This is a genomic window from uncultured Nostoc sp. (assembly GCF_937863485.1).
In the GTDB taxonomy this organism is placed as follows: Bacteria; Cyanobacteriota; Cyanobacteriia; order Cyanobacteriales; family Nostocaceae; genus Nostoc.
Genome location: NZ_CALMFY010000198.1, coordinates 41228 through 60249 on the forward strand (window position 1 = coordinate 41228; position 19022 = coordinate 60249).

At 40.0% G+C, this 19022-nt stretch carries 21 protein-coding genes; 8 read left to right on the forward strand and 13 right to left on the reverse strand.

Annotation, left to right across the window (positions count from 1 at the left end; genetic code table 11):
• Positions 1-117 precede the first annotated feature (117 nt).
• Both Q0541_RS27130 and cysK read right to left on the reverse strand, forming a co-directional pair.
• Positions 118-1347, reverse strand: a complete 1230-nt coding sequence (locus tag Q0541_RS27130; protein ID WP_298918474.1) for a vanadium-dependent haloperoxidase — start codon at positions 1345-1347, stop codon at positions 118-120.
• A 524-nt stretch (positions 1348-1871) separates the two neighbouring features.
• Positions 1872-2831 carry a cysteine synthase A gene (cysK, locus tag Q0541_RS27135; protein WP_298918477.1) on the reverse strand — a complete coding sequence of 320 codons (960 nt, stop codon included), beginning with the start codon at positions 2829-2831 and terminating at the stop codon, positions 1872-1874.
• 1022 nt (positions 2832-3853) lie between these two features.
• Here cysK and Q0541_RS27140 point away from each other — a divergent pair.
• The 6 genes from Q0541_RS27140 to Q0541_RS27165 all read left to right on the forward strand — a co-directional run bounded on the left by Q0541_RS27140 (position 3854) and on the right by Q0541_RS27165 (position 6987).
• Positions 3854-4276, forward strand: a complete 423-nt coding sequence (locus Q0541_RS27140; protein ID WP_298918480.1) for a hypothetical protein — start codon at positions 3854-3856, stop codon at positions 4274-4276.
• A gap of 39 nt (positions 4277-4315) precedes the next feature.
• The gene (locus Q0541_RS27145) at positions 4316-4597 is read left to right on the forward strand and encodes a hypothetical protein (RefSeq protein ID WP_298918486.1); all 282 of its coding nucleotides are present in this window, start codon (positions 4316-4318) and stop codon (positions 4595-4597) included.
• A gap of 2 nt (positions 4598-4599) precedes the next feature.
• Positions 4600-4911 (forward strand): hypothetical protein, encoded by a 312-nt coding sequence (locus Q0541_RS27150; protein WP_298918488.1) that lies wholly within the window; start codon positions 4600-4602, stop codon positions 4909-4911.
• A gap of 347 nt (positions 4912-5258) precedes the next feature.
• Positions 5259-5594 carry a hypothetical protein gene (locus tag Q0541_RS27155; protein ID WP_298918491.1) on the forward strand — a complete coding sequence of 112 codons (336 nt, stop codon included), beginning with the start codon at positions 5259-5261 and terminating at the stop codon, positions 5592-5594.
• Between the two features lie 21 nt (positions 5595-5615).
• Positions 5616-6623 (forward strand): LLM class flavin-dependent oxidoreductase, encoded by a 1008-nt coding sequence (locus Q0541_RS27160; protein ID WP_298918494.1) that lies wholly within the window; start codon positions 5616-5618, stop codon positions 6621-6623.
• The gene (locus Q0541_RS27165) at positions 6613-6987 is read left to right on the forward strand and encodes a hypothetical protein (protein WP_298918498.1); all 375 of its coding nucleotides are present in this window, start codon (positions 6613-6615) and stop codon (positions 6985-6987) included. Before Q0541_RS27160 ends, Q0541_RS27165 begins: the two co-directional genes overlap by 11 nt.
• A gap of 135 nt (positions 6988-7122) precedes the next feature.
• On the opposite strand, the gene hypB is transcribed toward Q0541_RS27165, so the two are convergent.
• The 7 genes from hypB to Q0541_RS27200 all read right to left on the reverse strand — a co-directional run bounded on the left by hypB (position 7123) and on the right by Q0541_RS27200 (position 14766).
• Positions 7123-7989 (reverse strand): hydrogenase nickel incorporation protein HypB, encoded by an 867-nt coding sequence (gene hypB / locus Q0541_RS27170; protein ID WP_298918501.1) that lies wholly within the window; start codon positions 7987-7989, stop codon positions 7123-7125.
• A complete protein-coding gene (gene hypA / locus Q0541_RS27175; protein ID WP_298918506.1) occupies positions 7980-8321 on the reverse strand; it encodes a hydrogenase maturation nickel metallochaperone HypA in 342 nt (113 codons plus the stop codon). Before hypA ends, hypB begins: the two co-directional genes overlap by 10 nt.
• A 12-nt stretch (positions 8322-8333) precedes the next feature.
• On the reverse strand, positions 8334-9437 hold the full coding sequence (gene hypE / locus Q0541_RS27180; protein ID WP_298918509.1) for a hydrogenase expression/formation protein HypE: 1104 nt from the start codon (positions 9435-9437) through the stop codon (positions 8334-8336).
• A gap of 76 nt (positions 9438-9513) precedes the next feature.
• Complete coding sequence (gene hypD / locus Q0541_RS27185; protein ID WP_298918512.1) at positions 9514-10698, reverse strand: hydrogenase formation protein HypD; 1185 nt, start codon at positions 10696-10698, stop codon at positions 9514-9516.
• 168 nt (positions 10699-10866) lie between these two features.
• Positions 10867-11127, reverse strand: coding sequence for a HypC/HybG/HupF family hydrogenase formation chaperone (locus Q0541_RS27190; RefSeq protein WP_298918515.1), 261 nt, complete (start codon positions 11125-11127; stop codon positions 10867-10869).
• An 83-nt stretch (positions 11128-11210) separates the two neighbouring features.
• Complete coding sequence (gene hypF / locus Q0541_RS27195) at positions 11211-13559, reverse strand: carbamoyltransferase HypF (protein WP_298918518.1); 2349 nt, start codon at positions 13557-13559, stop codon at positions 11211-11213.
• Positions 13549-14766: a hypothetical protein gene (locus tag Q0541_RS27200; protein ID WP_298918521.1), complete on the reverse strand. Its 1218-nt coding sequence runs from the start codon at positions 14764-14766 to the stop codon at positions 13549-13551. The genes hypF and Q0541_RS27200 overlap by 11 nt, the downstream gene beginning before the upstream one ends.
• A gap of 186 nt (positions 14767-14952) precedes the next feature.
• On the opposite strand from Q0541_RS27200, the gene Q0541_RS27205 reads away from it, so the two are divergent.
• Positions 14953-15195 carry a hypothetical protein gene (locus Q0541_RS27205; protein WP_298918524.1) on the forward strand — a complete coding sequence of 81 codons (243 nt, stop codon included), beginning with the start codon at positions 14953-14955 and terminating at the stop codon, positions 15193-15195.
• Positions 15196-15363: 168 nt separating this feature from the next.
• On the opposite strand, the gene Q0541_RS27210 is transcribed toward Q0541_RS27205, so the two are convergent.
• From Q0541_RS27210 to Q0541_RS27225, 4 genes are all read right to left on the reverse strand, one after another.
• Positions 15364-16203 carry a NifU family protein gene (locus Q0541_RS27210; RefSeq protein ID WP_298918527.1) on the reverse strand — a complete coding sequence of 280 codons (840 nt, stop codon included), beginning with the start codon at positions 16201-16203 and terminating at the stop codon, positions 15364-15366.
• Positions 16204-16375: 172 nt separating this feature from the next.
• The gene (locus Q0541_RS27215; protein ID WP_298918529.1) at positions 16376-16600 is read right to left on the reverse strand and encodes a hypothetical protein; all 225 of its coding nucleotides are present in this window, start codon (positions 16598-16600) and stop codon (positions 16376-16378) included.
• An 8-nt stretch (positions 16601-16608) separates the two neighbouring features.
• Positions 16609-16875: a hypothetical protein gene (locus Q0541_RS27220; RefSeq protein WP_298918532.1), complete on the reverse strand. Its 267-nt coding sequence runs from the start codon at positions 16873-16875 to the stop codon at positions 16609-16611.
• A 79-nt stretch (positions 16876-16954) separates the two neighbouring features.
• A complete protein-coding gene (locus tag Q0541_RS27225; RefSeq protein WP_298918535.1) occupies positions 16955-17923 on the reverse strand; it encodes a hypothetical protein in 969 nt (322 codons plus the stop codon).
• 464 nt (positions 17924-18387) lie between these two features.
• On the opposite strand from Q0541_RS27225, the gene Q0541_RS27230 reads away from it, so the two are divergent.
• A partial coding sequence (locus tag Q0541_RS27230) for an Rpn family recombination-promoting nuclease/putative transposase (protein WP_298918538.1) occupies positions 18388-19022 on the forward strand: 635 nt, incomplete at its 3' end.

Below are 19022 nucleotides of genomic sequence, written 5' to 3' on the forward strand. Positions count from 1 at the left end.
ATAAATTCTTGATTTTTAACTTTTCACTCCTAATTTTCTTTAAAACGCTGCTGTGTATGCCAGTTAAATACACAGCAGCTGATTTTAAACGGTTTATAAACCAATGCTTTGGGAAATTTATTTGCTTGAGGGAGCGGAATCTATCTGATTTAAGGAGGGCAGAGGGGCAGACTTATTTACATTCCCTGTACCGGGGACTGGTTTTGGATCAGAGAAACTAGCTGGGGCGTTCCTTTCTCTTCCAGTCGGGTTGACAGTTGTTGGTGTAACAGGGCCAAGTTGTGTTGTACTAGCTGCCGGGATATTGAACAGTGGGTCAGGTGGATTCTTCACCACAGGAGCAGTTGAAAACTGTCCGTTTTGTCTGATGGGTACCAAGATGATCCTCAGTTTGCCAGGATTACTTGGGTCTGAACTCAGTTGTGGTCCTACAGTAATGGTGGCTTTCTTTTGCACGAGTGTAGTAGTCGGCGTACCATTAGAATTAAAGGATGGTGGACGACTATACACAGAAATAGCAGTATTGCCACCAAGTGGAGAACCGTCGTCTCTATAACCCCTGACTACTGTACTACCAACGGTATACCCCAAGGCTTCACCAGCTACTGAGTCAGAGTAGTAGTGTACACCTCCTTGCCTGCGGGCAAGGGAGGCTTCTCTACCCAAGGCAACGAAGTTCTCCACTGGTTCTTCAGGAAAACATGCTGGACCCACAGCCATAAATACGCCAGCGGAGGTGGAATGACCAGAGGGGTAAGACGGGTGGTAAGGTGTGGGTAGCTTCGGATTATCAGCTTTGAAAGTATAACCAGTTACTTGATCAGGGCGGGGACGCAGGTAGATGAATTTGTTGTACCACGCAGATAGAAGACCAGCATAAATGCCTTCGTTCAGCATGGCGCTACAACGTGCTGCCAAGGGTGGACTGTATTTATAAAGTTGAACTAAATGGTCAAAATAGTAGTTATAGTTTGAAGCAGGTGGGTCAAAGTTCCAACGAGTGATAATTTTGATGACATTAGGATTGTTACGAGTAGCTGCCAATTGGTTCAATTCCCTCAGTTCATCTGCGGTTTGGACAGAGGTATTAGAGGGCGGTGCGGGAAGGATGAACTTGTCAAATCTTCTCACCGGATTCTGGGGGATCACCCAGTTGGGAGCAGTAGGAGCAACAATCTGCGAATCATCTAAGCTTGTTGGAAACTGCGGATTCGTGAAAGTATCTTTAGGGTTGAAGCGTACACTATCAGGCTGATTGGGAACCTGAGCAAAAGCCGCTGGAATAACAGTCAAAGCAAGCAGATATGCAACAGATGCACTCTTGAGGAAGAACGAATTTTTCATCATTGCCAGTGCTTAGTAAATACTAAATGTGTCGTCAAAAAGACTGGAGAACAATCTAAATGATCGCTCTGATCAAAGATGACTTATAAGGTAAAGATTAAGCCTGTGTAGGTTAGGGAGCCAGCACCTAGATGGGTTGGCAAGCTAAAAATAACTTTGATTATCACAAACCAAAATCTAACATTTACTTAATTTTGCTGGATACGGGAACACCAACCTAACCGAAAATAAATATCAGTTAAGCTCTTAAAATTTACTTTATAAATGATCTATCAGGAACAAAAATGTAGCTTGTAACAGCATATTTGTTCCTGTTAACTTTTAAAATCTATCTTAAGGTAGAGAAAAATATCGTTTTGGCCTCAACTAGTGTTGGAGTTCAACTAGCGATCGCCCAAAAACACCGTTAAGGTATATAGCTAACTAAACAGTAGAGTTAGGTAGTCGAAAGTATATGTAAATATCATTTAGGAGCCAGAATTCACGAGTCTTCTGGCTCCTAACTTGTTGGATCTGTTCAAGTTTCCTTAACGGACGGCAGCAGTTTCTAAAGACAAGTCTTGAAACATGGGTGTGCTGAGGTAACGTTCTCCAAAGGAAGGCTGAATCATCACAATTAAACGTCCGGCATTTTCTGGACGTTTACCTACTTGAATTGCGGCGCACAAAGCTGCACCAGAGGATATCCCAGACAATAAGCCTTCTTCTTTTGCTAAACGTCGTCCATAAGCGATCGCTTGTTCATCGCTGACTCTAATTACTTCATCAACCAATTCCAGACGGAGAACATCTGGGATAAATCCGGCACCAATACCTTGAATTTTATGGGGCCCGGCTTCACCACCAGAGAGAACTGGGCTGTTGCTGGGTTCAATTGCGATCGCCTGAAAAGTCTGCTTGCGCTGTTTGATTACTTCTGCAATACCAGTAATTGTCCCACCAGTACCTACCCCAGCAATAACGATATCCACTTCCCCGTCTGTATCTGTCCAAATTTCTTCTGCGGTAGTTTCTTGGTGAACTTTGGGATTAGCAGGGTTGCGGAACTGTTGCAGCATAAAAGCATTGGGAGTATTAGCCACAATTTCTTCGGCTTTGCGAATAGCTCCCCGCATCCCCTCAACACCTGGTGTCAATTCTAAAGACGCACCATAAGCTCTGAGCATAGCTCGTCGTTCTTGGCTCATCGTCTCTGGCATTGTCAAAATCAAACGGTAGCCACGCGCCGCTGCTACCATCGCTAGAGCAATTCCTGTATTACCTGAGGTAGGCTCTACTAAAATGGTTTTTCCAGGGAAAATTGAGCCAGCTGCTTCTGCTGAGAGCACCATACTTAACCCAATGCGGTCTTTCACCGAAGCCGCTGGGTTCATACCTTCTAATTTGACAACTATTCTTGCTACTACTCCCTCAGCTTGAGGAATCTTGTTCAGTTGAACTAAAGGAGTTCGTCCGATAAGTTCTGTTACATCTTGAGCAATTCGCATTATTTAACTCCTAAAATCCTAAATCTAAGTACAGAGTATTTACTTATAACAGTAAGCTTTTGTGTATTTAATTTTTAGTTTAGCGTCCATGAGTGCATATACTATATATTCTAACTCAACCACAAAAAACGAAAGTTTAGGAAGAACTTTTATCCGATGTTCCCATTGATTCTCACTTCAGCAGAGGTCTGGCAAGCCATACTTCTATTTTACCATTTGGAATTGCTGACTATTGCCTCTTGGCTGAAATTCAATTTCTCTAATTCTGTATATATATAATTTTTACCATTTTCTATTTGTTATGGAAATATAATTTGCTTTCAAAACATTTAATTGTTTTTCCTAATTTATTAGTCTATCTTTATCAAGAGATATTGATATTTGATTTTGAGTGCAGGTTTTGTTTGCTCAAAATTGCATCAAAAACAGTCCTTAACCATTGCCTACACTGCTTTGAGATTGAGTGCAGAAATACCAGAACCCCACCTCGTAAATACTAGAACCCCGTCCTAAAAACACTAGCACCCATACCCCAATAAATTTTTGTAAGACTTATCAGATGGGAATTACAAGCTTTGAGTACTATTCTAATAAATTTAATAATCTTAACGGGGCTAGAGTAAACTGTTTTGTGGAGAGCGGCTGATATAAATCATATAGGATTTACGCAGAGATTCCCCTCTACCCCCCAACATTCCTGAGTGAAAGCTTAGTGAACTAGGGGGGACTTCTTAATCTCTCTTTTGAGAGTAGGATGAAACCATATTCTTTGAATCTGAGTGCGTTATTTATGACTGAATAATCCTACATTTTGTGATAAGGTTGGTAACTTTTCAGTGGTCAGTGGTCAGTGGTCAGTGGTAATTAGAAAAATAACTGGCCACTAATGATTGTGAAAATTACCTATTACATATATTTTAATATCAAAACTGTTTGAAAGGTAGAAATATATAACTACTTTGGATAAACAGCAAAAGATATTTTCTTACTGGGTGCATACTACCTAGCAAGGGAGAGCCAAGATGAAAGCCAAACTTTTAAATGTTCTTATAGTTTGCGTAGTTACCTTAGCAGTGCTTTCTCCAGAACTAATAGTACTTGGCATAGTTTGGGAGCGACATCTGGAGTTAGTAAAATCCCAGAATTTAGCCTGCGAAGTTAACAAGACTAGTAGAGATGCTCCCGCCTTGGCTCCCCAGACAGAAAGTACACATTCCCCTCAGACTAGCATCCAATTCTCTGACCGTAATGTAGTTCATCAAATGCTGACTGTTGCTGAACAATATAAATTTACCACTATCCTGCAATGGTTCTTCTTGTTAACCCCTATTTGTATTGGGTTAGGGATTCTCTTTTACGACAGATATCTTGTTCATCGTGCAGCTGTTTTAAAAGAACAAGTTGAAATGTTGGAAAGACTGTGGCAGCAAAGTATCGAACAGTAACCGATTTGCAATTTACTCACTCAACTCAACAAAAATACCATGACAGAACAACGCGAACAACTGTATTTTAATCTGATTGATGAATTACTTAAATGCCCTAATGGTCAGGAACCAGAAGTTTTAGAATCTCACCCAGAATTGATTGATTCTGGCTTAGTAGAAGCAATCCTACAAGTCGCAACCATGTTTGCCCATGAAGGCAATCAAGATGGTGCAAAATTCTTATTTTTTGTAGGGCGTGAGCTAGCTAAAGAACTCGGTTTATACCCGGAAGTTCCCAATACTGAAGTTGCAAATCCTGAAACTGCAAATAAGGAGTAAAAATGCTGTTGACTTCAACGGATGCGGGACAGATAGCTTTAGAACTGCTCATGGCAGATTGGAACATTTCAGAAGAGAATAGGGAGTGGTTCACAATCTTTAACTCTCGTCTAATTGGCGAGAGTTGGTACACTGTGGAACTAGGTGTACAAGGATTTCCAGATAGATGGTTTCTTCAAGTATATGACAATGGAGTATGTGATCCAAACTATACATTTATATCACCTATCGGTGGTTCTGAAGGATTCACAGACGTCAAAAATGTGCCAGATATTATAGCAGAGGTCTTAGTTTGTGAACGGAATACTCGATAAGAAAACTTAATAATTTAATTTTCGGAATTCCAAATTTAAATGTGCTACTTCAATGCACTTTGTTTGAATTCATAATTTTCAATTGAATGTAATTTGTGTTTGGGAATTAGGTAATTTTAGGATACCTCTTTTCTGCCTTAACCCCAATACTTTTATATTTAATTTCTAATAATAGTGCTTGATGCAAATATGAGGTGAAACCAAACAAGGTACACCTCTTTTTTTATGTAATGTAAAATTGAATATTTAATATTTTATTCCAAGCATATCAGCTATTTTGTCATATTTAACTGACAAATTATGTTATATTAAATAGCGTGATAGACGCTACATAAATATCATTTCAAATGATTGCTGAAGACATCTTAGCCAAGGAATTTACAAAAGTCCTCAACCATTACTACCCGCAAGTTGGGGAATTACTAGATGGGTGTTATGTGAAAGTTATCACCTGTTTTTGGGGACTGCCTGCCAGACGCTTGCAATATATAGGAATTTATTGTTCTGACGAAATGATTTCCTATGTGCAAGCCCACAAAGAAATACTCAGAGAAGTAGCAGACAACATGGGTCTAGTGCAAGTAGTCTGCATGAATGCCAAGCGATTGTTGCGCGATCCGATGTCGAAGCTCAAACAAAACAACCCACGCCTATGGTTGGAGTTGCAGTGGGTTGCCACCTAAAATAGCGATCACAAATAAGTAATGAAAACTGGAATTTTCTGCAATTACGATAATCATCACCAAGATGCTCGTCGTGCCATCTTTGAGCAAGTCGCGCTAGTAAAACAGGCAGAAAGCTTAGGTTTTGAGGAAGCCTGGGTGAGTGAGCACCATTTTAGTGAATCCAATCTCAGCCCGTCGATGTTGGTTTTAATGGCACACCTAGCAGGATTGACTTCAACCATCCAATTAGGCACTGCGGCGGTGTTACTGCCATTCCATAACCCGATTAGAGTCGCGGAAGATATCGCCACGCTGGATAACCTGTGCAATGGACGATTATTATTTGGAGTTGCCAAAGGCGGGCCCTTCCCCCAACAAAACAAGCATTTTGCGACACTCCCAAGTGAATCCCGTCCCAAGATGCTAGAAGCGATCGCATTGATTCAGAAGCTGTTATATGAAACTGATGTATCATTTAATGGGCAACATTATCAATGCGATCGCCTGACAATTTATCCAAAACCATTGCAGAGTCAAATACCAGTGTATGTTGCCACTGGCGGTGATGATGGTATCGAGTTTGCCGCTAAACATTCCTTCAGCTTGATGGGTGGGCCGCCGTTTTCTCTGGAGAGATTGAAGGATACTCTTGCTAAATATCGAGCCTTAAATTCTGGTGGTGCAGAAAACTTCGTGCTGGCACGCTTTTTTTATGTTGGCAAAACATCTGATGAGGCAGTGAGTGAAGCGTTACCTTTCATCCGCCAATTTAGCCAGAAAATGAAAGCTAATTCGGCTCAATTATTGCAAAATAGTACCAATCCCAACCAAAAACCATTTGATCGCACAAACATTTGTTTCGACGAAGATTATTTGATTGAGAACTCAATTATTGGTGATGTGGAGACTTGTCGAGACAAAATCAAGAAATTTCAGGACGAATTAAATTTAGGTACGCTAGCACTCAAACCCTCGTCTTCAGATATGCAAAAAAACCTAGAGAGTTTGACGCGCTACAACCAAGAGGTGCGAAATTATGTCTTCTAAACTATACCTGCTTCCTCCCGATGATTTACCTCCCGCTGAGGTAACAAAACAGGATGGAATGTTGCAGATGGAACTAGAACAGTCTACTGGCAGATGCTTTTTTCAAGCTTGCGATCGCATTACACGAGTACTGTTATCTAATTGTCAGTGGTATCTGACAACAAATGCTAGCATCCTCACACTAATAATTGACTGCCCTGACATCTTATCTTACTGGCATATAGTCAGCAATATTCCCCAGTTAGGTAATAGGTTAGAGCGGTTTGCTACAAATGGCAAAATCCGCGTTTATCCCCCATTTGGCAAAGGGATGCCGTTTGAAATCAGCATAAATGAAATATCAGCTTATCGAGATTGGCTTTGAGGTAAATAAGTACGAACTGGGAATCACACAAAATATAGCTTATTCATCCTTATCGCTGTCTTCCACCCTGTACTCCTAAAGTGCAGGGTGTTGCAATTTTATAACAGTTACAATATTGTCTATGTTCAAAAAAATTTAGCTATTCGTCAACTGGGAAGAGATTAGTGTTGACAAGCTTGTTACCTTTTCAGTTAGCCACGCATACCAATTCTCTAAGCCAGCACCAGTAGTTGCAGAAACTTGAAAAATCTGAATTTTAGGATTTACTTCTTTAGCATATTCTATGCATTTTTTAACATCAAAATCTACATAAGGTAGCAAATCAATTTTAGTGAGAATCATGATATCACTAGCACGGAACATATGCGGGTATTTTATCGGCTTATCTTCTCCTTCCGTGACAGAGAGAATCACGACTTTTGCATTTTCTCCTAAATCAAATAAAGCTGGACAAACCAAATTTCCCACATTTTCAATCATCACAACTGAATTCAGCTGCGGATTCAGTTGTTGTAAACCCCTGTCTATCATTGATGCATCTAAATGACAGCCTGTTCCGGTATTGATTTGGATGACTTTAGAACCTGTTTCTTTAATTTTTTTGGCATCGTTAGCAGTTTCTTGGTCACCTTCAATAACACTGATAGATAATTGATACTTTAAATCATTAATGGTTCGCGTTAAAAGAGTTGTTTTCCCTGCACCGGGAGAACTCATTAAATTTAAGGCGAGAATATTTCGACCTTTGAACCATCCTCGATTTTGGGCAGCTAACAAGTTATTTTTTGCTAATATATCTTGTTCTAAGGATATTGTTGTGTTGTGTATTTTAGCATGAATTTGAGGTGCTTCTATATGAGGATCATGACTGTGGGAATGAGTGATTACAGTCCCATTTAGTAAAGTGTGAGTATGATGATGGTGATTATCTTCAGCTTTACCTGTTTCCAGATTGGTAATTTTAGTTTCGCCATCATCAGAACAACCGCAAGTTACACACATAATTCCTCTATTTCTATTTCTTTAATTTTCAGTTCTTCACCAGTAATTAAATCTAATTGCCCGCTACCGCAGTTACAAATACCAAATGGTTTATCTAAATAAATTTCTGCACTGCATTGGCGACATCGCCCTAAGCCAGGAATTTCCAAAATTTCTAATGTCGCCCCTTCTAAAACTGTACCTTGAGTGCAAATATCAAAACAAAATCGGATAGCGTCGGGCATAATAGCTGAAAGTTTGCCGATTTCTAATAAAACTCGTTGCACTTTTGCACCTTTGGCGTGTTCAGCTACAATTGCTACAATATTTTGGGTAATTCCAAGTTCGTGCATACTATTAAAAGATTAACAAATTCGTGGCAATTGGTCGCCTACCAACATATCAACAATCCTTTCCGCACCAAAAACTGTTTGTAACAATACGATACCTGGAGGTGAGGTAATAACTTCGCCAATAATACAAGCATCTTTGCCTGCTGGATGGGATTTCATAGCTGATAAAATTTTGTTAGCATTCTCTTTTGAAACCACCACAACTAACTTACCTTCATTAGCTAAATACAATGGGTCTAAACCGAGAATTTCACAAACTCCGTTAACTTCTTCACGTACTGGGATAGATTCTTCGTAGAGACGAATTCCTACATCGGAACTGAGAGCAAATTCATTTAAGACTGTAGCTAAACCACCGCGTGTAGCATCTCGCATAGCATGAACTTGGGGACATGCATGGAGAATAGTTTCCACTAAACTATGCAACGACTGACAGTCACTTTCAATATTAGTTTCTAAGGCTAATTCCCCACGAGCAATTAAAATTGCTGCCCCATGATTACCTAATTCACCATTAACAATTACGGCATCTCCAGGTTGAATATTGTGGGCGGAAATATTAACACCTCGCGGGATAATACCAATACCAGCAGTATTAATAAACAGTTTATCGGCAGCACCTCGATGTACAACTTTTGTGTCACCAGTGACAATTTGAATACCAGCTTTTTTCGCGGCTGCTTTCATACTGGCTGCTACACGTCGTAAGGTTTCTACGGGTAATCCTTCTTCTAAAATGACGCTACAAGTTAAATATAAAGGTTTAGCACCGCTGACAGCTAAATCATTAACTGTGCCGTTGATAGCTAATTCTCCTATATCACTACCGGGAAAAAATAAGGGGTCTACGACATAGGAATCTGTAGTAAATGCAAGTCTGTCTCCTTGTTGCAAGAGAGGGGCTAAGTTGAAGCTGGCTTGGTCTTCTAATTGTGAGAGAATTAGGTTATCAAAATTACTGACAAAGATATCATCTATTAAATCACGCATGGCTTTACCACCGCTACCATGTGCAAGAGTTATATGAGTATCTCGCACTTTTCCTTGGCGACGGCGGACTTGTTCCATTTTCTGGAATAGAGGATTTTGTACTTGATTCTTGGAGGATAAATCCATATTAAAATTGACTTTTTTTTAACGCAAAGGTACGCAGAGGGAAGCGCAAAGGTACGCAGAGTATTTGTGAGATGTATTAGTCGGAAGAGAAGCCGCAGGCGGGGAGAGGTTCTTGAGTTATAGCTACTTTTGGTTTTTGGGCGATTGTTCTTTTGGCAATAGTGGAGAGTCGCCCATATTTGTAATAGGCTGCACAAGCACCTTCAGAAGATACCATGCAAGTACCAATGGGTGTTTCTGGTGTGCAAGCTGTACCGAATACTTGGCACTCCCAAGGCTTTAAGACTCCTTTGAGGATTTCTCCACATTTACAAGCTTTATGGTCAGCTACTTTGAGATTAGGAATGGTAAATTTAAGTTCGGCATCAAATTGGGCATATTCAGGTTGAATTTGTAATCCTGAATAGGGAATATCACCCAAGCCACGCCAATCAAAACTATCTCGCATGGCGAAAACTTTGTTTATTGCTTGTAGCGCTACTGTGTTCCCGCTTTTTTGGACAATTCGGTTATATTGGTTTTCGACTTCACAACGATTTTCTACTAGCTGTTGCAATAGCATCCAAATGGATTGAAGAATATCTAAGGGTTCAAATCCTGAGACGACTATTGGCTTATTATATTGTTCGGAAATAAATTCATAAGGGTCAGTGCCAATTACCATGCTGACATGGCCAGGGCCAACAAATCCATCCAGTTGCAAGTCGGGATTATCTAATAGTGCTTTGAGGGCGGGAACCACGAGGACGTGGTTGCAAAACATACTAAAGTTATGAATTCCTTCGGCTGCGGCTTGCAGGATGGTGAAGGCGGTGCTGGGGGCTGTGGTTTCAAAGCCTAAGGCGAAGAAGACTACTTCTTTATCGGGGTTATCTCTAGCAATTTGCAGACTGTCTAGGGGAGAGTACACCATACGGATGTCTGCACCTTGTGCCCTAGCTTGCAGTAAAGTGGTATTGGAACCAGGAACTCGCATTGCGTCGCCAAAGGTAGCAAAGATGACGTTATGATTTTGGGAGATTGCGATCGCATCATCTAATCTCCCTTTTGGCATAACGCATACTGGACAACCAGGCCCATGAATTAGTTCAATGGCTTCGGGTAATATTTCTTCAATACCATATTTAAATATGGAGTGGGTATGTCCGCCGCATACTTCCATGATTTTGATGGGTTTTTCTAGCTGGTTGCATAATTTGGCGATTTCGCGGCGGATGGCTTCAGCTTTTTCAGGTTCGCGGAATTCGTCAACATATTTCATAAGGATTGGCGAATAGTTAATTTCGCTTTTGTGGTATAAAGTTTTTTTTAACGTAGACGCAAAGCGGCTTCCCGCAGGGTAGGGCGCGAAGGAAGAAAGAAAGGCATGAGTTTTTGACTCTTTCTCTACACCTCTACGCTTCTGTGTGAAACAAAAAAGCTCTATTATTTAAGTACTAATCCCTGTTTGTGCTGCTGCTAATTCTTGCAATAGTTCTAATGTTTCTGCGGCTTCTTGTTCGTTAATTCGATTCATGGCAAAGCCAACATGTACTAATACCCAATCCCCAATACAAGCTTCGGGGGGATGTTGTTCATCTACGATACAAGCAATATTTACTTCGCGCTTAACACCACCAATGTTAACTATGGCTAATTTATGGTTAACATTGGTAATTTCTATAATTTGTCCGGGGATTCCTAAGCACATTTTTATTTTTTAAGATAAAGGAACCACACGAGGTAAGAGAGAATGCAGAGAGAATTATTTCTGAGGAAACAGTTTGCCAAATATTAACACTCATGTATTAATTGTGCGGCTGCAATAACTGCTTGTCCTAAAGATAACCCGCCGTCATTAGCTGGAACTAAGCTGTGAGTAAGTACTTTTATTCCCAAGGTTTGTAATCGTTTGGTAACTTGCTCTAACAATATACAATTTTGAAATACTCCTCCTGTTAGGACAACCTGATTAATCAGATTTTCTTGACAAAGATGCTTAACCATTTCCACAATCGCATTAGCTAAACCTTTGTGAAATTTTGCAGCCATAACTGGTTCTGGAATTTGCTGCTGTAAGTCATTGAGCAAGGCTTGCCACATTGGGCGCGGGTCTATACAATAAATCCTATCTGAAAATATAAAGTTAAAAGGATATTTTGGCGTTTCTTTATAATTATTTAAGCTGCTAACATCTACTATAGCTTCCATTGCGATCGCAGCTTGCCCTTCATAGTTACATTCTTCTCTATAAATACCGATAGCCGCTGCCATTGCATCGAACAACCGCCCCACTGAGGAAGCTGGAGGAGAGTTAATCCCTTTATCCATAAGTTGATTGAGTAGCTTTAGTGGTTTTTTATTCAGAAATTTTACGATTTCTAAATCACTATATTGTTGTTGGCAATCATTCCAAAGGTTAGCAGATATTAATTGAGCATAGGTATTACGCCAAGGCTGATAAATTGCTTGTTCCCCACCTACCATTACTACTGGTTTAAATGTTGCTAGTCGCTGAAATTTTCGGTAATTAGCTAAAATAAATTCTCCGCCCCAGAGTGTACCATCATCACCGTAACCTAAACCATCTAAAGCGATGCCTAATACCGGAGGTGAATCTATAGGAATACCATTTTCTGCCATGCAAGCAGCGATATGCGCGTGATGATGTTGGATTTGATAAATTTTGATTTGATTTGTATCTGCAAGTTCTTTCCCAAGTTTGCTAGAGAGGTATTCCGGGTGTTTATCGATAGCAATTACTTCTGGTTGATGTTCAAATAAATTTAAGTATAAATTCAAAGTATCTTGGTAAGCATTGAAAGTCGCACCATTTTCTAAATCTCCCAAATGTTGAGAAAGAATTGCTTCTCCTTCACGCAATAGGCAAAAGGTATTTTTTAACTCACTACCCATTGCTAAAATTTGCGGCACATTCTGAAATCCTAATGGTAAACTAATCGGTGCTGGTGCATATCCTCTGGCACGGCGAATTGTTTGGATTTTATCACCGATAACCCGCACAACTGAATCATCTACCCGATTAATAATCTCTCGATTGTGAAAGAGAAAATAATCAGCAATTTTCCCTAATTTTTCTCTTGCTTCGTCATTATCAATACATTGTGGTTCATCAGCAAGATTGCCACTTGTTAAAACAATTGGGCGATTCATCCGCCGCAGAATTAAATGATGTAAAGGCGTATAAGGTAGCATGAAACCGAGGGTATTCTGCCCCGATGCTATTGATGGTGCTACTACTTTTTTACCTGTCGCTTGTAGTAAAACAATTGGTGCAGCAGGACTTGTCAATAATTCTTTTTCTTTGGCATTGACAGTGCAGTATTCTGCAATTATCTCAATATCTCGCGCCATTAAAGCAAAGGGTTTGTGATAGCGCCTTTTGCGCTGACGCAGTTTTTGTACAGCAGTTTCCTGAGTTGCATCGCAAGCCAGATGAATACCACCTAACCCTTTAATTCCCACAATCTCACCTTTTTGCAACAAGGTACAAACGGCATCGACATCATCCATCATGGAGAACATGGAAGCAGTAACCGATTTACCATCAGCGCGTTCTAACCAAGCTGTGGGGCCGCAAGCATGACAAGCGACGGGTTGGGCGTGAAAACGGCGGTTTTCGACATCGTGGTATTCCTTTGCACATTCTGAACACATGGCAAACGCAGACATACTGGTATTGCATCTGTCGTAAGGAATGGCACGAATAATACTCAGGCGGGGGCCGCAATGAGTGCAGTTAGTAAAGGGGTAGCGATAAAAGCGGCTAAAGGGGTCGAATATTTCTTGTTGACATTGCGGACAAGTGGCTGCATCAGGGGTAATTTCTGTTTTCATGGCATTACTGACACTAGTAGAAATCACAAAATTATCAAATTTCAATTCACCTTCATAAATAATTCTTGTTAGTTGATTAATTCTTGCCAACGGTGGACATTCTGTTTGCAATCTGGCAACAAATTCTGTTAATGCTTCCTCGCTACCAGATACCCTAATTAAAACACCTTGACCATCATTACAAACATCTCCCTGCAAACCACAGGCTTTAGCAAGACGATATACAGTAGGGCGAAATCCTACTCCTTGAACAGTACCACAAACTCTAATTTCTTCAGTTGGCATAGTTAAACTGCCACAGCAATATTCGGTTATTTCCAGAATCAGCTATTATCGCTGTATTGCCACAAATTTTAATTCCGTAACACCAATTTAAGCTATCTCGTTTAGGTAGTCCGAAATTACGATTTTCACCTTTACTTTGAAAATTTGTTTGTCCTGCTAACCCATTTGCTACTGCACCTTGCAGTGATAAAATTGATTCTAGTTTTCTCCATCCTAACAAACGAGAATTAGCAGTATCTGCAACTACTAACCAATCCTTAGTTACCCCCACACCATAAGGCATACTCAAACTACTAGCACTAGGATAATAAACTCCTTGATTCATTTCCACAAAATCAAAGTTTTGTTGCCCTAAAACCACTGCACAAGGGGTATTATTTTCTGTTGGTATTCCCTGCCAAATCATTATCCGGTGATTACCTGCATCGCTGATAACCAGATTTTCTCCCCAAAAGGTGATATCGTGACACCAACGCATACTCGCTGCGGTTGGAGAATCACCGCCGTTTTCATTGCGAGATATCATATCCGGTTGTCCCAAAACTAAATCAGCAGCTTGACCATTTTCTGTTGGTAATTGATCCCAAATTAATACCCTTCGATTACCAGTGTCAGCAATAAATAGTCGTCCTTGATGATAGAAAACACCATAGGGCCAGTGCATTGTATTGGCTGATGCTGCTTGATTTCCTCGATTTGGTTCATTATTAGTAAAATTAACTTGTCCTAACACAAAATCCGCTGGAACATTGCTATCTTCTGGTAAGTTTTTCCAAATCAAAACCCGATGATTCCAAGCATCTGCTACAGCTAATCCTTTGCCGCAAGCACAAATCCCTGTTGGTACACTTAGGGTTGCCCTTCCTGGTGTATTTTTAGCATTTTGTCCTTCATGATAAAAGTCAGGTTGTCCAATTACCCAATCAGCAGGTTGACTATCTCTCGTGGGTAAATTCTGCCATCCCAATAATCGATGATGTCCCGTATCTGATACCCATAAGGGGCCAGTTTCTGATAACAAACAAGCAGCACGAGGGCCGAACATTGTTGTGGGACTGGGTGCTACAGGTATCACTAATCCTTGTGGTTCAATAATGTTGCCTAAAATTACCTTTGCACCTTGAGGTGATAGAGGTAATTCTTGAGAAATTTCTGTTGCTTCTGGCGGTAATTGTGATGTGGGATTAATTTTGATTGGGATATCCATGAACCGCAGATAGACGCTGATAATTATTTAAAATCATTAATGTTGATAAACATGTAACAACACTAACAATTTTGGATATGTTTTTATTTTGGATTAAGTAAAAATCTTTAAAAAACTTCCGTATTAATCAATATTAAAAGATTTATGCAAATCTTCAGTGGCTTTTGCTACATAGCAATATTTGTCATGAGTGCGGGATGTACTGAAATGAGAAAGCAATCAAGCATTTTGAGAAAGCAATATGCCTTTTTGCTTGCTGAATCTACCGAAATGCTTGCTAAATCTACTGAAATGAGAAAGCAATCAGGCATTTTGAGAAAGCATTTAGCCATTTTGCTTGCGGAAAACACCAAAATGAGAAAGCAATCAGACATTTTGAGAAAGCATTTAGCCATTTTGCTTTCTCAAAACACTAAAATGAATAACTGAATTACACAAATGAGAAACAATTCAGATATATTGAGAAAGAAATCTACCTTTTTATTTGCACAAAACACTAAAATGAATGCGCGAAGTATTGAAATTAAAAAGCAATATAGCCGTGATTTCCTAATCGTCAAGTATATTTGCTGAGATGTTAGCTTCGCATGATGATTTTTAGATTTTTACAAAAACCTTATCCTCCTTAATCTGTACTGGATACGACTGAAGCGAAATATCAGGTGCAGTTAAGCATTCACCTGTCTCTAACTTGTACTGGAATCCGTGGGAAGGACAGGTAATAATACCATTTTCAACCTTACCCTTTTCTAAGGGAGATCCTAGATGAGTGCAAGCATTACGGTAACATGTTACCCTAACACCTTGACGATGTAAAATTAGTAAATTCCCAGCAAGTTGTACTGCCAACACACTAAATTCCGGAACTTGATCAATAGTCGCCACTTTCATCCAAGTAGAAGTTATTTTTGAAGAAAAGGGACTGATTAAACCAGAATTCGCGTTATTAACAGTAGGGTTGTTATTGACTGCAACTACTTTGGTAATTTCGGGACAATGGTTTTTGATTGCCTGTTCTACTCCTTGAGATAAAGTCAAAGTAGAAGCCGGACAACTACTGCAAGTTCCGATTAATCTGACTTCTACTGTATCTGGTAGCTTAATTGCCATTAGTTCTACATCCCCATTATGGCTTTTTAAATCTGGGCGAACTTCTTCAAGTGCTGTCTCAACACGTTGTGCTAATGGTGGTTTTGGTGGTTTAACTAATTCGTGATACAGTAGCACTGCATACACTACTTCATCAGTAACAGCATGACGTAAAGCTGACATTGATTCTTGTTTCAGGCTTTTAATCAAACTAGTCAAAGCAGCTTTATGCAAAGCTTCAATTGCTCTTTTTAGACCTACTGCTACACACCGTTGGCTTTCATCCCACTCGGATATAATTGTCTCAAAGCGGTTAATTTCCTGAACTAATTCTTCAAGGTTAGTCATTGGTGATTGGGCATTAGGCTTTAGTAACTGTAGGGTGTGTTACCGCGTTAGCGTAACGCACCATTTCAGGTTTTCGGTGCGTTACGCAAGCCGTAACACACCCTACACCATTTTCTAATTATTTGCGCCTACCTACTTAGGCATTGGTTATTAATTATTCACAAAGGACAATTCACTTCATTTTGAAATCCTTGAGGAGATATGGCATCATCATACCCGTTACTAAGCTAGATAATATTATTGGGAAGTAGAAGGGAATTGGGGCTTGTGCGAGTAACACTAATAGTAAGAAACCTACAGCAACACCAATAGTAGTTTGCTTGATAAAAAACATTGGGTTGCGTAGGAGCTTTCCTTTTAAAAATAACTTGACAGAAAACCACCCGATTTCTAACATATTTTCTCCTAATAATTTGTCAATAAATTTAATACAGCAAGCCCTAAGATAATGGCGGGAATTACACCGGCAGGAGCAAATAATGCACCAAGCATTGCTGAAAACTGATAGCCTATATCTTTTCCAGCTAACAGCATTCCACCAATTGCACCGCCGACCATAGACAAGGCTGTTGCTATGATTACCCACACGAATTCTGTTGCTATGTTCAGGTCACCATCTGCTAAACTTGTGAGAAAATTTATCACATTTGCATAGGTAAAAATATCTCTCATCCTGTTTTTTCCTCTTGATTAAAGTGAAGAGTGAAAAGTTAAGAGTTAGGAATGAAATTAGAGCCATAACTTATAACTCCTAACCATTCATTTCTACTTCCACATCTTGTAGCGCTTGGACTACTACCTCTGCTTGTTCCATTTGTTGATATTTTGTAAATATTTCTAAAGCGTCTTGATAGTAGATACGCGCTTGCAAAAGATTTTTAGGATTACCAGCTTCTGGTTTTTCCTGGTCGTCTGGTAAGTTGAAGAGGGCGTTAGCTTTGTTAGAAATTGTGTTAGCGTACTCTAGAGGTGTATCTTTGGGATTACGCACTTTTAACGCTTCGTCATAAGCTGCGATCGCCTTTAAATTATTCTCCACAGGATGGGAACTCACTAAATATTGCAAAGCGTTACCCAAATTGTTTTGCAACATCGCATATTCTCTGGGATGGTCAATCAAATTAATATGCTTTAGTGCCACCTCAAATGATTGCACTGCTAACCCTTGACGCAAGTATTCTCGTTCCGATGCTAAGGGCATAGAAAGGTAAGCGATCGCAATATTGTTATATAAAATCGCGTATTCTTGGGGGTAATCGTCCCAAGTAAACACCCGCAACGCTTCGTGATAAGCTTGGATGCTGTCGGTTATCCGTGCCAAATTGAACGGTACAAGCGACTGCAACACCAGCCCAAAATTCATTTGCGTCTCTGCCACTTCCTGAGGCGTTGCTAATTGTTGTAAAATCGGTAGCGCTTCTTCATAACCTGCTTTCGCTTGCAGCAGCAGTTGGTACTCAGCATCCGGTATTGCCTGTAACGTCCCTGCCATGCCCACTTGCGCCCTGGCTTTCAGCAGGGGATATTCCTCACCACACATCTCATAGGCCCGGTAATATAACCCAACTGCATTTCGCAAGTCTTGGGCAGCTTTGGGCTTTTTTTGAAAGCCCTGTGCTATCTCGATCAGCATCTGGATTTTTTCCTCTGTTGAGGCTGACTCCGATGCAACAGCTGCGATCGCAGCCTTCACCGCTGAATCTGTAATGCTAGGGGTCATAACTCTGCCGTACTCTAGCCAATTGGGAATTGAGTCTGTCAACGCCCACGAATGATCAAGACACGCTTTCGCATCTGATCACGGGCCATACTGATTTACGCAGGCTTCGAGTCCTTTAGGCGGAATTCCCCTTTTTTGTCTGAGGCTAGGATTAGGGACTAGGAACTAGGGAAGAAACTTAATCCCCTATAGCCAATGTCCTATACCATGCCCAATAAAATACTATAAAACACCCTATTTATAAAATTCTAGGGTGAAATTGCTAATATTAATGTCAGCTTTAAACACCTAATATTTTAAAAATATTTTTTGTATCATTACCTAATACAATTCAAATATTATTTATTGAATTGTTGACATACATATATTATGCACTATCTTTAGGCAATTTTTGTGTACTCCAAAGAGTCGCTACGGGATCGTCGAAGTGTAAAATATATTCATCAACTGTAAAACTAGCTCTTTTGAAAACAGACAGTATCTTCTATCGCATCTTCCAAAGTATTCCCAGCACTTTCTTTGAATTGATTAACCAACCACCGCAACTAGCTAGTACTTACCAATTTTCTTCAGTAGAAGTCAAACAACTGGCGTTTAGAATCGATGGCGTCTTCCTGCCAAATGCAGCAGAACTACCCATCTATTTTGCCGAAGTGCAATTTCAACCAGACAAAAAACTCTACTCACGTTTGTTCACTGAAATCTTTAACTATCTCGACAAAACCGAATTAACCAACAATTGGCGTGGTGTAGTCATCTTCCCCAACCACAGCGTTGATACTGGAGATACCGAAAGATATACAGAATTACTCAACTCACAACGAGTGACTCGCGTCTATCTTGACGAATTAAGCTCAATTGAGGCATCATCAATCGGCATCGAGACAGTTAAACTGATCATCGAACCCGAATCAACCGCGACAACAAGAGCTATCGAAATAGTCAACAGCGCCCGACAGCAAATTTTAGATGTTGCTACTATTAGGGAAATTATACAATTGATAGAGACAATATTAATCTACAAGTTGCCGCGATTGAGCCAGCAGGAGATAGGAAAAATGTTTGGATCAAATGAGTTAAAGCAAACTAGATTTTACCA

Bases quoted from the DNA above. Each gene is read 5' to 3' on its own strand.
- Q0541_RS27150 (WP_298918488.1), top strand. From the start codon at position 4,600: ATGCTGTTGACTTCAACGGATGCGGGACAGATAGCTTTAGAACTGCTC.
- Q0541_RS27210 (WP_298918527.1), bottom strand. From the start codon at position 16,203: ATGACTAACCTTGAAGAATTAGTTCAGGAAATTAACCGCTTTGAGACA.
- hypE (WP_298918509.1), bottom strand. From the start codon at position 9,437: ATGGATTTATCCTCCAAGAATCAAGTACAAAATCCTCTATTCCAGAAA.
- Q0541_RS27225 (WP_298918535.1), bottom strand. From the start codon at position 17,923: ATGACCCCTAGCATTACAGATTCAGCGGTGAAGGCTGCGATCGCAGCT.
- hypA (WP_298918506.1), bottom strand. From the start codon at position 8,321: ATGCACGAACTTGGAATTACCCAAAATATTGTAGCAATTGTAGCTGAA.
- Q0541_RS27190 (WP_298918515.1), bottom strand. From the start codon at position 11,127: ATGTGCTTAGGAATCCCCGGACAAATTATAGAAATTACCAATGTTAAC.
- hypF (WP_298918518.1), bottom strand. From the start codon at position 13,559: ATGCCAACTGAAGAAATTAGAGTTTGTGGTACTGTTCAAGGAGTAGGA.
- Q0541_RS27165 (WP_298918498.1), top strand. From the start codon at position 6,613: ATGTCTTCTAAACTATACCTGCTTCCTCCCGATGATTTACCTCCCGCT.
- Q0541_RS27155 (WP_298918491.1), top strand. From the start codon at position 5,259: ATGATTGCTGAAGACATCTTAGCCAAGGAATTTACAAAAGTCCTCAAC.
- Q0541_RS27130 (WP_298918474.1), bottom strand. From the start codon at position 1,347: ATGATGAAAAATTCGTTCTTCCTCAAGAGTGCATCTGTTGCATATCTG.
- Q0541_RS27160 (WP_298918494.1), top strand. From the start codon at position 5,616: ATGAAAACTGGAATTTTCTGCAATTACGATAATCATCACCAAGATGCT.
- Q0541_RS27140 (WP_298918480.1), top strand. From the start codon at position 3,854: ATGAAAGCCAAACTTTTAAATGTTCTTATAGTTTGCGTAGTTACCTTA.
- Q0541_RS27145 (WP_298918486.1), top strand. From the start codon at position 4,316: ATGACAGAACAACGCGAACAACTGTATTTTAATCTGATTGATGAATTA.
- cysK (WP_298918477.1), bottom strand. From the start codon at position 2,831: ATGCGAATTGCTCAAGATGTAACAGAACTTATCGGACGAACTCCTTTA.
- hypB (WP_298918501.1), bottom strand. From the start codon at position 7,989: ATGTGTGTAACTTGCGGTTGTTCTGATGATGGCGAAACTAAAATTACC.
- Q0541_RS27220 (WP_298918532.1), bottom strand. From the start codon at position 16,875: ATGAGAGATATTTTTACCTATGCAAATGTGATAAATTTTCTCACAAGT.
- Q0541_RS27205 (WP_298918524.1), top strand. From the start codon at position 14,953: ATGAGTGCGGGATGTACTGAAATGAGAAAGCAATCAAGCATTTTGAGA.
- hypD (WP_298918512.1), bottom strand. From the start codon at position 10,698: ATGAAATATGTTGACGAATTCCGCGAACCTGAAAAAGCTGAAGCCATC.
- Q0541_RS27200 (WP_298918521.1), bottom strand. From the start codon at position 14,766: ATGGATATCCCAATCAAAATTAATCCCACATCACAATTACCGCCAGAA.
- Q0541_RS27215 (WP_298918529.1), bottom strand. From the start codon at position 16,600: ATGTTAGAAATCGGGTGGTTTTCTGTCAAGTTATTTTTAAAAGGAAAG.